This is a genomic window from Xanthobacter pseudotagetidis, assembly GCF_043194795.2.
Taxonomy (GTDB): Bacteria; Pseudomonadota; Alphaproteobacteria; order Rhizobiales; family Xanthobacteraceae; genus Xanthobacter; species Xanthobacter tagetidis_A.
Genome location: NZ_CM195534.1, coordinates 3,747,251 through 3,759,497 on the forward strand (window position 1 = coordinate 3,747,251; position 12,247 = coordinate 3,759,497).

Annotated in this window: 11 protein-coding genes and 1 tRNA gene; 1 reads left to right on the plus strand and 11 read right to left on the minus strand. The window is 69.4% G+C overall.

Annotated elements, in window-relative coordinates; genetic code table 11:
• From V5F67_RS17120 to V5F67_RS17160, 9 genes are all read right to left on the minus strand, one after another.
• A complete protein-coding gene (locus tag V5F67_RS17120) occupies nucleotides 1-333 on the minus strand; it encodes a lipid-A-disaccharide synthase N-terminal domain-containing protein (protein ID WP_394021755.1) in 333 nt (110 codons plus the stop codon).
• Entirely contained in the window at nucleotides 323-1,081 is a 759-nt protein-coding gene (locus V5F67_RS17125) for a glycosyltransferase (protein ID WP_394021754.1), read from the minus strand. Before V5F67_RS17125 ends, V5F67_RS17120 begins: the two co-directional genes overlap by 11 nt.
• Nucleotides 1,082-2,008 (minus strand): phosphatase PAP2 family protein, encoded by a 927-nt coding sequence (locus V5F67_RS17130; protein ID WP_394021753.1) that lies wholly within the window; start codon nucleotides 2,006-2,008, stop codon nucleotides 1,082-1,084. It abuts the gene before it with no gap.
• On the minus strand, nucleotides 2,005-3,759 hold the full coding sequence (locus V5F67_RS17135) for an ArnT family glycosyltransferase (RefSeq protein ID WP_394021752.1): 1,755 nt from the start codon (nucleotides 3,757-3,759) through the stop codon (nucleotides 2,005-2,007). The genes V5F67_RS17130 and V5F67_RS17135 overlap by 4 nt, the downstream gene beginning before the upstream one ends.
• A gap of 424 nt (nucleotides 3,760-4,183) precedes the next feature.
• A complete protein-coding gene (hemP, locus tag V5F67_RS17140; protein WP_394021751.1) occupies nucleotides 4,184-4,417 on the minus strand; it encodes a hemin uptake protein HemP in 234 nt (77 codons plus the stop codon).
• A 212-nt stretch (nucleotides 4,418-4,629) separates the two neighbouring features.
• Nucleotides 4,630-7,758 carry an efflux RND transporter permease subunit gene (locus V5F67_RS17145; protein WP_394021750.1) on the minus strand — a complete coding sequence of 1,043 codons (3,129 nt, stop codon included), beginning with the start codon at nucleotides 7,756-7,758 and terminating at the stop codon, nucleotides 4,630-4,632.
• Nucleotides 7,759-7,764: 6 nt separating this feature from the next.
• Nucleotides 7,765-8,973 (minus strand): efflux RND transporter periplasmic adaptor subunit, encoded by a 1,209-nt coding sequence (locus tag V5F67_RS17150; protein ID WP_394021749.1) that lies wholly within the window; start codon nucleotides 8,971-8,973, stop codon nucleotides 7,765-7,767.
• Nucleotides 8,974-9,122: 149 nt separating this feature from the next.
• The gene (locus V5F67_RS17155) at nucleotides 9,123-9,404 is read right to left on the minus strand and encodes a hypothetical protein (protein ID WP_394021748.1); all 282 of its coding nucleotides are present in this window, start codon (nucleotides 9,402-9,404) and stop codon (nucleotides 9,123-9,125) included.
• 93 nt (nucleotides 9,405-9,497) lie between these two features.
• Nucleotides 9,498-11,270: a potassium/proton antiporter gene (locus tag V5F67_RS17160; protein WP_394021747.1), complete on the minus strand. Its 1,773-nt coding sequence runs from the start codon at nucleotides 11,268-11,270 to the stop codon at nucleotides 9,498-9,500.
• A gap of 202 nt (nucleotides 11,271-11,472) precedes the next feature.
• On the opposite strand from V5F67_RS17160, the gene V5F67_RS17165 reads away from it, so the two are divergent.
• Nucleotides 11,473-11,706: a hypothetical protein gene (locus V5F67_RS17165; RefSeq protein ID WP_394021746.1), complete on the plus strand. Its 234-nt coding sequence runs from the start codon at nucleotides 11,473-11,475 to the stop codon at nucleotides 11,704-11,706.
• 10 nt (nucleotides 11,707-11,716) lie between these two features.
• On the opposite strand, the gene V5F67_RS17170 is transcribed toward V5F67_RS17165, so the two are convergent.
• Together V5F67_RS17170 and V5F67_RS17175 are read right to left on the minus strand one after the other, a co-directional pair.
• Nucleotides 11,717-11,793 (minus strand) — tRNA-Arg (locus V5F67_RS17170).
• A gap of 129 nt (nucleotides 11,794-11,922) precedes the next feature.
• Complete coding sequence (locus V5F67_RS17175) at nucleotides 11,923-12,228, minus strand: ETC complex I subunit (RefSeq protein WP_394021745.1); 306 nt, start codon at nucleotides 12,226-12,228, stop codon at nucleotides 11,923-11,925.
• Nucleotides 12,229-12,247 lie beyond the last annotated feature (19 nt).

Consider the following 12,247-nt stretch of genomic DNA (forward strand, 5'->3'; position numbering starts at 1 on the left):
TCAGGTCACCGCGCGGTTGGCGCGCCGCTCGCGCAGGGCGAACTGCAGGTTGCGGATGTAGATGAAGGTGGACAGCGCCTGCCCGGCGATGAACACGGGATCGCGGCGGTAGAGCGCGTAGATCAGGAGCAGCGTGCCGCCGCCCAGCGAGAAGGTCCAGAAGGCGAACGGGATCACCGAGCGCTGCGCGCGCTCGGAGGCGATCCACTGCACCACGAAGCGCATGGTGAACATGATCTGCGCCACGAAGCCCAGCACCACCCACCAGTCCAGCTGGGCCACGAAGACGTCATGCAGGTAGTCACCGACCTGATTGGCGAGTTCAACGAGCATCGATACTCTCATCCACGAGTTGCGGCACGCGGCGCCGCCTGATCAGCCAGAAAACGCCGAACAGGTCGGCGATGCCGACCCACAGCCGGTTCCAGAATCCGTACTTGGACTGTCCGTGCCAGCGCGGCCGGTCCACCACCTTGACGATGCGCACCTCGTAGCCCTCGCGCTTCACCAGCGCCGGCATGAAGCGGTGCAGGCCGTCGAATACCGGCAGGCGAAGATGCACGTCGCGCCGCACCACCTTGAGGCCGCAGCCGGTGTCGATGGTATCGTCGTTCAGCAGCGTGCGCCGCACGCCGTTGGCGAAGCGCGACTGGAAGCGCTTGAAGCGGGTGTCCTTGCGTCCCTGCCGCTCGCCCTGCACGATGCCGACCCGCACGCCGCCCTCGTCCATGGCGCGCACCATCTCCGGCAGGTAGACGGGGTTGTTCTGCCCGTCGCCGTCGAGCAGCAGCAGGATCTCGCCCCGCGCCGCGCGCGCGCCGGTGTCCACGCCCGCCGATTTCCCGCACGAGGCCCGGTGGGTGAGGACGCGCAGATGGGGGCGGGTGGCGCCGGCCTTCTTCAGCTCCTCGGCGGTGCCGTCGGTGGAGCCGTCGTCCACGAACACGATCTCGAAGGCGTGGCCGGCGAGCGCCGCGTCGATCTCGGCGACCAGCGGGGCGATGTTCTCGGCCTCGTCCTTCACCGCGATGACCACCGAGAGCCGCGGCGCCGCCGGAAAATCTTGGAAGGGAGCGTTCACTTATCTCGCCTCTTCGAGGGGGGCGCCGCCGGAGGCGCCGTTGGGTGCGCCGGGCGCCTTGGAAAAGAGCACCTTGCCGAGCCGGCGCGCCGACGGCCCCGCCATGGGCAGGACGCGCCCGTCGGCGGCGACGGCGAACACCACCCGGCGGGCGGCGAACAGCTTCACCATGCCGAGCACGAACGCGGTGCCGATGGCGGCGCCCGCGATCACGTCGCTCGGATAGTGCGAGCCGAGCACGACCCGGGTCGAGGCCACCGCCACCGCCAGCGCGACCAGCCAAGAGCGCGCGCGGGGATAGAGCGCGGCGAAGGCGACCGCGGTGGCGAACACGGTGGTGGAGTGGCCGGACGGGAAGGAGGCGAAGCTCGACTTCCAGGCCAGCCAGTCGAAGGTCAGCTGCGCGTTCGGCCCCTGGAGGAAGAAGGCCGCCTGCGGCCGCGCCCGGCCCAGCAGATGCTTCACGATGGCGACCGTGAGGCCGATGGTGGCGATGGACATGAACAGGAAGCCGAGCCGCGCCACGAGGCTCGCCGCCACCCGCCGCCCCATGGCGTCGAGGCGCGGCTGGAGCGCCAGCACATAGAGCAGCGCGAGGCCGAGCGGCCAGAGGATGACGGTGCCGAGGCCGAGGTCGGTCAGGCGGTCGGCGAAGGCGACCAAGTCCCGGTTGAGGCGCGGGCGCAGGCCCGGGATGAGCGGGTCCACCAGCACCATGGCCGCCGCGATCAGGCCGACGGCGAGGAGCGCGAGGGCGAGCCCTTCCCAGGCGCTGGAAAGGCCCAGGCGCGGCGCCGGCAGCCGCTTCGGCCGGGCCTTGAGATAGGCCAGCGTGCCGAGCAGGGCGCCGACGAGGCCCCAAAGCCCCTCCCCCGCCGCGCGCACGGCGCGGACGGCGCGGCTTCCGGACGCGGGCGCGGTGCTCACGAGCCCGGCTCCTCGGAGCGCAGCACCGTCACCGCCACCGGACGTCCGCCGTTATAGGCGAAGCCGTCCACGGTGGTCACCTTGCGGTACTTGAGGCCGAGGGCTGCGGCGCGGACCTGGAACGGCCCCATGACCCGGTCCTCGATGAAGGCGAGCGCGCAGCCGCCCTTCTTGAGGTGGTCCGCGGCCATGGCGGCAGGCATGAACTTGATGTCGGTGCCCACCAGGAAGACGAGGCTCGGCTCCTGATAGGGCGCGGTGGCGATCTTGGCCGCCGGGCAGCCCTCGGCCTTGGCCACCGCGGCGAGACGCTCGGACACCCACAGCGCGCGCATCTGCGGCAGCAGCAGCTGGTAGGTGGCGAAATAGAGCGCCAGCGCGCCAACGGCGGCGGTAAGGAACGCGCCCGGCGCGCCCGCGCGCCGGTAGGCGAGCGCCGCCCACCAGGTGAGCACCGCCGCCAGCGCGAGCAGCGGCCACGCCAGGAGCCCGAGGCCCGACCCGAGCCAGACGCCGAGGCCGACCAGGGCGGCGCCGATGGCGATGGCGAGGATCGGCCACAGCCGCACCAACTCGGCGAGCCGCGTCCCGGCCTTGGCGATGGTGTCGCGCTCGATGGCGAGCGCCGCCAGGATGGCGAGCGCCGGGTAGAGCGGCAGCACATAGTGCGGCAGCTTGGTGGCGGCGATCTCGAAGGCGATCCAGGTGGGCAGCACGAAGGCGAGGAGGAAGCGCACCTTCGGCTCGCGTCGCGCCCGCCAGGCGAACGGCGCCGCCAGCGCGACCAGGACCACCGCCGGCCAGAAGGTGCCCCACACCGCCAGCAGATAGGTGCCGGGCGGCCCCCAATGGCCCTCCTGCCCTTCCGTCACCTTGCCGAGCATGTCGACGCCCACCGCGTGCTCGTAGAAGGCGCCGGCGGTGACGTAATAGATGGCGATGAACCAGGGCAGCGCCAGAACGAGGCACCAGGCAAGGCCCAACAGCGGCTTCAGCGGCCTGAGGAAGGCGCCCGAGCGCTCGATGATCGCCAGCACCAGGATCGGCAGGGCCACGAACAGCGGCGCCATGGGGCCCTTGACGAGGATGCCGCCGGCGAGCGCGGTCCAGAACACGAAGGCGAGCCCGAGATCGCCCTTGGGCGCCGCCTCGCCTTTCTCGCGCGCCGCCACGGTGCGCAGATAGGCATGCGCGAGCGCGCCGAACGAAGCGAGGATGGTGAAGAGCAGCACCGCGTCGGTCTTGGCGAGGCGCGCCTCCACCCCGAGCAGCACCGAGGTGGCCATCATCAGGCCGGCGAGCAGCGCACCGCGTCGGCTGACGAAGGCGAGCGCGCTCCAATAGGTGAGCAGCACCGCGCCGATGGCGCCGAGGAGCGAGGGGATGCGGTAGAGGCCGATGGTGGAGCGCGCCGAGGGGCCGATCACCGCCTCGCCCGCGCTCACCGCCGCAGCCTGGAGCCAGTAGATGCCCACCGGCTTCTTGTGGCGCGCCTGGTCGTGGAAGCGGATGTCCACGTAGTTGCCGCTCTCCAGCATCTGCTTCGTCGCCTGGGCGAAGCGCGCCTCGTCGCGGTCGATGGGCGAGAGCGAGAAGAAGCCGGGCAGGAAGGCGAGAAGGCAGACGACGACCAGCGCGAGGCACGCGCGGCCATGGCTCGCGGAGGCCGCGCCGAGCGCCCGGTCGAGGCGCCGCGGAAGGTCGAGTTCGAAGGCCCGTCCCTTGCCGGAAGCGGGCTCAGAAATGGCCATGCGCTCTATTGGATCCGCTTGAATTGGGCGCGGACAATAGCAGAAACGCCTCCCCCGAAAAGGGTCGGCGCGCCCGGTCCCGTCGCGCGGGCGGAGCTACTGGCAAAGGAAGGCGGCGAAGGAAAGGCGCAAATCGCCGCGCGCCACGCGACCTCGGGTGGATGGCATCATGATACAGCCAGACAGAACGGGCGGCATGGTCCGAGATATCGCCGTCATGACGGGGGCATGATCCGGGACATCGTCATGGCCGGGCTCGTCCCGGCCATCCACGCCCCGCGGCGGGGCGCGCGCATCCGAGCGGGGCGCCGGCGGCATGGCGTGGATGCCCCGGCACGAGGCCGGGCCTGACGGTGCGTGAGGGCCGGCACCGCGCGCTTCGGCGGGCACGACATCCCGAGCGGCCCGAGGGCCGCCCGGCCGCTCACTTGGTGAGGATCAGCTTGTTCTGGGCCGTCAGGCGCAGCTGATACACCTGGTCGCCGTGAGCGATGGTGATGACCCGCGCCGCCGCAAACAGGTCCCGGCTGTCCAACTGGGCGTTGATCATCGGAAGGGCGCGCGCCGTACTGGCCGGCGCCTTGGCGCCCTCCACAAGGCTCGCCTCGCCGCCCGAGAGATCACGCCAGTGACCGCGCACGTGCTCATGCCTGGACATCTGGAATTACTCCAAATCTAAAAAGCGCGCGACCCCCTGAAATCTCAAGAAAATCGCGACAGCTTGGAAGCATTCAACAGTGAAATGCCGCTGACTGAATTACCGAATAATATAATTGGACACGCGATTCAACATGCTCCAGGCAAAGGCATGCGAAATCCTTGCGGATACCGAGACGGCATCCGCAAGGATTGGAATCTCTCAAAGAAAGACTATTCGGCGGGCGTCCGCTCCGCCGCAGAGGCCGCGGGGTCCGCCCCCTCGCCGCCGGCCAGCGCGCGGTTCACCACGCCGTCGAGCCGGTCGAGATAGAGATAGACCACCGGCGTGATGAAGAGCGTGAGCAGCTGGGAGACCAGCAGGCCGCCCACCACCGCGATGCCCAGCGGCTGGCGCAGCTCCGAGCCCGCCCCGGCGCCGAGCGCGATGGGCAGCACGCCGAAGATGGCGGCGAGCGTCGTCATCATGATGGGGCGGAAGCGGAGCAGCGCCGCCTCGCGGATGGCGTCCAGCGCCTCGTAGCCGCTGCGCCGGCGCTCGAGCGCCACGTCGATCATCATGATCGCGTTCTTCTTCACGATGCCCACCAGCATGATGATGCCGATGATGGCGATCACCGACAGCTCGACGCCGAACACCATCAGCGTGATCAGCGCGCCGATGCCGGCCGAGGGCAGGCCCGAGAGGATGGTGATGGGGTGGATGAAGCTCTCATAGAGGATGCCGAGCACGATGTAGATCACCACCACCGCGGCGAGGATCAGGAACGGCTGGCTCGACAGCGCGTCCTGGAACACCTGGGCGGTGCCCTGGAAGCTGGTGGAGATGGCGGCGGGCAGCCCCGATTCGCGCTCGACGGCGCGGATCTCGTCCACCGCCTGGCCGAGCGAGGTGCCGGGCGCGAGGTTGAAGGAGATGGTCACCGCCGGCTGCTGCTGCTGGTGCGCCACCTGCAGCGGCCCCACCGTGCGGCGGATGTCCGCCACCGTCTCCAGCGGCACCACCGAGCCCGACGAGGTGCGCAGATAGACTCGCGAGAGGTCGCCCGCATCCTGCTGGAAGCGCGGCTGCACCTCGGCGATGATGGCGTACTGGTTGGCGGGCGTGAACAGCGTCGCCACCTGCCGCGTGCCGAACTGGGTGTAGAGCGCGTCGCGCAGCATCTGCTCGGTGATGCCGAGCGCCGCCGCCTTGTCCTTGTCGAGGTCGATGGTGAGCTGCGGATTGGAGATCTGCAGGTCCGAGGTCACGTCCCTGAGGCCCGGCAGGCCCGCGAGGCGCTCCTCCATCTTCTTGGCGGTCTCGTAGAGCGCCTCGGTGTCGGAGCTCTGGAGCGTGTACTGGAACTGGCTCTTGGAGGCGACGCCGCCCACATTGATGTTCTGAACCGGCTGGAAGAACACCTTCACGCCCGGCACCTCGGCGACGCGCTTCCTGAGGTCCTGGATCACCTCGAAGGCGGAGAGCTTGCGCTCGCTGCGCGGCTTCAGGGCGATGAACATGCGCCCGGTGTTGGTGGTGCGGCTGATGCCGGTCGCCCCCGCGGTGGAGACGAGATAGGCGACATTGGGATCGGCCCGCACCACCGCCGCCACCTTCTTCTGCCGCTCCACCATGGCCTCGAACGAGCTGTCGGTCGCCGCCTCCACCGTGCCGGTGATGAAGCCGTTGTCCTCCTGCGGGAAGAAGCCCTTGGGGATGATGATGTAGAGATAGACCGAGGCGGCGATGGTGGCGAACGTCACCACCAGCATGTACGGGCGATGCCGCAGCACGAAATCGAGGCTCACGCGGTAGGCGCCGAGCCAGCTGTCGAACATGCGCTCGGTCACGCGCATGAACAGGCTGGGCTTCTTGTGGTGGTCCGGCGCCTTCAGCACCCGCGCGCACAGCATGGGCGTCAGCGTCAGCGAGACGAAGCCGGAGACCAGGATCGCGAACGAGATGGTCACCGCGAACTCGCGGAACACGCGGCCCAGCACGCCGGTCATGAACAGGACCGGGATGAACACCGCCACCAGCGACAGCGTCATGGAGATGATGGTGAAGCCGATCTCCCGCGAGCCGAGGATCGCCGCCTTGAACGGCGGCTCTCCGTTCTCGATGTGACGGTAGATGTTCTCCAGGACGACGATGGCGTCGTCCACCACGAAGCCGACGCACAGGGTCAGCGCCAGCAGCGTCATGTTGTTGATGGAGAAGTCCAGCACCCACATGGCGGCGAAGGTGGCGATGATCGACAACGGCAGCGCCAGCGAGGGGATCAGCGTCGCCCGCACGTTGCGCAGGAACAGGAAGATCACCATCACCACCAGGAAGATCGCCTCCATGAGCGTCTTCTGCACGTCGGCGACGGCGTCGCGGATGGAGACCGAGCGGTCGTTCAGCACCTCGATGTCCATGGAGCCGGGAAGCTGGGCGCGGAACTGGGGCAGGCGCGCGCGCACCTCGTCCACCACCGCGACCGTGTTGGCGTCCGGCTGGCGGAAGACCGCCACCACCACCGCGCGGGTGTCGTTGAACCAGCTCGCCACACGCTCGTTCTCGACACCGTTGGTGACGCTCGCGATCTCCTCGAGCCGCACTGGCGCGCCGTTGCGCCAGGCCACCACGAGGCGGCGGAAGATCTCGGCGTCGGCCTTGGGCGTGCCGAGGTCGATGGTGAAGGTCTGCTTCGAGCCCGAGAGCACGCCGAGCGGCGTGTTGGAGGCCGCCGCCTCCACCGCGCCCTGGATGTCGGCCGCCGAGATGTTGCGCGTCGCCGCCGCGGCCGGATCGACACGGATGCGCACGGCATACTTCTGGCTGCCGTAGATCTGCACCTGGGCGACGCCGGAAAGCTGCGAGATCTGCTGGCCGATCAGGGTGTCGGCATATTCGTTCACGGTGGAGAGCGGCAGCGTCGCGGACGAGATGGCGAGGAACAGCACCGGCGCGTCGGCCGGATTGACCTTTCGGAAGCTCGGCGGCGTGGTCATCTCGTCCGGCAGCTGGCGCTGGGCCACAGACAGGGCCGACTGCACGTCGAGCGCGGCGTCGTCGATGTTGCGCGACAGGTCGAACTGCACCGTGATCGAGGACGACCCCTGGGTGCTGGAGGAGGTGAGCGAGGTGATGCCCGCCACCGTCGACAATTGCCGCTCGATGGGGGTCGCCACCGCCGTCGCCATGGTCTCCGGGCTCGCGCCGGGCAGCGTCGCGGTGATGGTGATGGTGGGGAAGTCCACCCGCGGCAGCGCCGCGACGGGAAGCTGGCGATAGGCGAACAGGCCCGCCACCACGAGCGACAGCATCATGAGCGTCGTCATGACCGGGCGGCGGATGCACAGCTCGGCGAACATCGCGGTTCAGCTCCCGGCAGCAGGGCGGGGTTGGTTCTTCACGCTGACGCGGGAGCCCTCGCGCAGGGAGAGCTGGCCGTCGGTCACGACCGTCTCGCCCCCCTCAAGGCCCTTGGTCACCACCGCCTGCCCGTCCACGGTGCGGGCGACGGAGACCGGGCGCACACGGGCGACGTCGCCATCGAGCAGGAACACGAAGGTGCCGTTCTGGCCGTTCTGGATCGCCTCGGCCGGCACCGCGACCACGCCGTCCTGCTCGCCGAGCGTGACGGTCACCGAGCCGAGGGTGCCGGGCCACAGCCGCTCGTCCGCATTGGGGAAGAGGGCGCGGGAGATCAGCGTTCCGGTCTGCGGGTCGACCGTGTTGTCGATCACGGCGACCCGGCCGCCCTCGACCCGCTCGCCGCTGCCCTGGAGCAGGATGGCGACCTTGGCGTCCCGAGCGGCGCGCAGGTCGCCGATGTAGCGTTCGGGCACGCCGAAGGCGACGTAGATGGGGCTGGTCTGCCGCACCGTGGCGAGGATGTCGTCGACGCGGATCACCGTTCCGGGGCGGGCGGCGGCGACCCCCATGCGGCCCGTCACCGGCGCGCGGATGGTGTAGTAGCCGCGCTGGACCTTGAGCGCCTGGAGGTTGGCCTCGTCCTGCTCGACCGTGGCATCCTGCACGTCGACGGCGGTGCGGGCGTCCTCCAGCTGCACCTGGGAGACGGTATTGCGGGCGGCAAGGCCGGCATAGCGCTCCACGTCACGCTTCACCTTGTCGAGCTGGGCCTTGTCGCGGGCGAGGGTCGCCTCGGCCTGGCGGATCTGGGCGTCGATCACCCGCGCGTCGAGCTCGAACAGGACGTCGCCCTCCTTGACGGAGGCGCCGTCGGCGAAGCGCACCGCATCGATGCTGGCCGCGACCCGCGAGCGGATGGGGACGGTCACGATCGCCTCCACGGTGCCCAGCGCCTCCAGGCGGATCGGCATGGGCTTGCGCACCGCCTGCGCGGCGAGCACGGCCACCCGCGCCTGGCGCTGCGGCGCCTGGGCATTGGCCGCCGGCGTGCCGGGCGAGAACCAGCCGTGGGACCAGCCGTAGGCACCGCCGCCCACCGCGGCGATCAGCGCGACGGCGAGAACCAGCCTTCGGCCGCGCGATCCGCCCCGCGGTCTTGCCTGCGAAGCGGTCCCGTCCTCGGGGCCTGGCCCTGTGGGGTGCTGCGACATATGACCCTCAAACGACGCCCAAAACGCTTGCAATGGCCGGCCGCGCCGTATCTTCGCCGCGGCCCGGGAAGGGCGTGTGGCACCTTATCGGCCGCACCTCACGGGGCGGCAACGGGCAACCGTCTGACAACCCCGTGATCGCGTATCCGTCACGCTTCCGCAAGGGGGCGCAGGGCCGCCCTGAGATCGTCTTCCGTGACCCGCGCCATGGGGCACTTCACCTTGGCAGCCTCGGTGCGGCGCCCCGGGCGCATCACCAATACCACCGTCTCCGCGCCGCCGCAGGCCGGGTCGCCGCAGGCGATCTCCGAAATGGAGACCGTCGCCTCCGCATCGAGATCCAGCACGCGACGGGCAAGCTCGGCGAGAGTGCGGGCCGCGTCGCGGCCATCCGCCTCGTCCTGCCCCCTTCTCCTCATGAACAGCCGCATTGCCCGCCCGTCTCCGGTTCGCTCGCCGTTTCCACCGCGCCGACCCACCGCGCCGATCCTTTCCCGCCGACAAGGCGGGAACGTGGCGGGATTTCACTCGTCGTCCTGGACCGGGCGGCCCAACAGCCGGCGGATCGTGGCGATTCCGCGCTTGAGGCCGCCGGGTTCAAGACGCAGGACCGCGTCCTTCACGCCGTGTTCGTCCACCTCGCGCACCTCGATCACGGCACCGTCGCCGAAGCCGATGCGCATTCCCGGAAAGGGATGCCCGTCGGAGCGGTCCGCGAACGCCTCGGCGATGGAAAGCCCGCGCTCCGCCTCCGCCACCGGCAGGCCATAGAGATCAGCGAGATCGGCAAGGCGCACAGTTCCGGCGAACGGGAAGGCCGCCACGTCGGCAAACACCGTCGTCTCCCGCGGGCGGAACATCCGGTCGAGGTCAAGCACCTTGTAGGGTGGCGCCAGAAGGTAGCCGTAGTCGCCCGGCCGCAGCGGGCCCGCGGCCTCGGGCGTGAGGATCTGCCCCTCCCGCATGACGAACGCCAGTTGCGCCCAGGCCGGCAGCGCCGCAGCGCCGGCGGCAGGCGTGCCTTCGGTGACCGGATAGGCCACCAATTCCCGGTCGAACTGGCCGGGCAGGTCGATCTCGAAGCGGCGCACCGGCGGCGTGGGATCGGACAGCGCCACGTCGAGCCGGCGCGCCGCCGCCACCAGCGTCCAGCCGTGCAGCACCAGCGAGACGAACACCACCACGAAGGCGACGTTAAAGTAGACTTCCGCATCCGGCAGGTGCGCGAGCATGGGAATGGTGGCGAGGAAGATCGAGACCGCGCCGCGCAGCCCGGCCCAGGAGATGAACGTCTTCTCCTTGGCCGAGAAGCGGAACGGCGCGAGGCAGGCGAACACCGCCACCGGCCGTCCCACCAGCACGAGAAAGGCCGCGACCCCAAGCGCCGGCAGCGCATAGGTGGCGAGCTTCTGCGGCGAGACCAGCAGGCCGAGCATGACGAACATGACGATCTGGCACAGCCAGGTGACGGTATCGAGAAAACCGGTGATGGGCGCGAGGGCCCGCACCGGCCGGTTGCCGATGACCAGGCCGGCCAGGAACACGGCGAGGAAGCCCGAGCCGTGCAGCAGCGATGTGACCGCGAGCAGCAGGACGGCGAACGCGACCACGAGCACGGGATGGAGCCCGCCCGGCAGGTCCACGCGATTGATGAGCCAGGCGAGCGCGAAGCCTCCGGCCACGCCGACCGCCGCCCCCACCACGAGCTCGCGCACGACGCCGAGCGCCACCATGGCGCCGGGATCGCCCAGGTTGGCCGTGAGCAGCTCCACGAGGAGCACGGTGAGAAACACTGCCGCCGGATCATTGGTGGCCGACTCGATCTCGATCACCGCGCCCACCCGCCGGCTGAGATGAAGTCCCTGGGCCCGCACCAGAAAGAACACCGCCGCCGCGTCGGTGGACGCGACGATCGCGCCGACCAGGAAAGCCTCCATGGCCGAGAGCGACAGCAGCGGCGCAGCCACCAGGGCCACCAGCGCGGCGGTGAGCACCACGCCGATGGTCGACAGGGCCAGGGCCGGCGCCAGCGCGCCGCGCATGCTGGCAACGCGCATCCTCAGTCCGCCGTCGAACAGGATCACGGCCAGCGCGGCCGAACCCACCATGTAGGTGGCCCAATAGTCGTCGAAGTGAATCCCGCCAGGCCCGGCATCTCCGGCCAGGACGCCAACCAGCAGAAAGACCAGCAGGATCGGCGCGCCGAACCGGGCCGCAAGCAGGCTCGACAACGTGCCGGCCACGACCAGGATCGCAACCACCAGGAGAACGATGTTTGAGACGACAATCGACCCCATTCCGGTCCCAGTTCCCTCTGCGTCTCCGGCACCACATTTGCCGCCAACAATAAGGTAGCCTTTACATTCACAGGCGCGTTATCTTTTCCGCCGTTGCGAAGGCGCGGCGAACCGATCCGCAGATTCGGCGCCGTCGCACGGGGGATAGTGCATCATGCCACGGGGAGGCTGCGCCGCAGCATATCTCATCAAGACATTCGCCATGACCCAACGCGGGGAGTTGCTGCTGGAGGGCGAGACCGTCTGCTTCGATCTGGCCTGCGCCCTGGAGATGGCGGAATCGGATTGCGCGTGGGCGGCCGGCGCCTGTGTCTACGTCTTCGATCCCATCGCCGAGCTGGCGCGCCCCCGGCTCGTGGCGGCTTTCGGCCTATCGGCGCCTTCCAGCGAGGACCGGCGCGGGCCGCCCAGGATCGAAGTTTCGCACATCGCCTGACGGCTGGCGCTGGCGACCCCGGCAGGGCTCGAACCTGCGACCTAGTGCTTAGAAGGCACTTGCTCTATCCAGCTGAGCTACGGGGCCGGCGCAGGTGCTTTTAGTCGCACGGCACGGCTGATGGAAGCGCAGCGAGAATAATGCCGTCCCGACCGGTCCGCACCTCTGCACGCCACTCACGCACCCGGCGCAGCGACGGGCCTCGCCTAACGCCCGTCAGTGGGTCCACTGCCCCATGCGCTTGAAGGCGAAATTGTCGGAATAGGAAATCTTCTTGCGCTCGGCCTCGTGCGGCTCGAACACCCGGAACGGGATGCCGCGCTTCTCCGCATAGGCCACCGCCTCCTCCTTGGTGGCGAAGGTCAGGCGAATCTGGCTGCGCATGTCCGCGGAGGAGGTATAGCCCATCAGCGGTTCCACAAGGCGCGCATGCTCGGGCTCGTAGTCGAGAACCCAGCTCTTGGTCTTCGCCACGCCCGATTGCGTCGCATTGCGCGACGGCTTGTAGATGCGCGCCACCATGATGTGCCCGTGCCCGCTC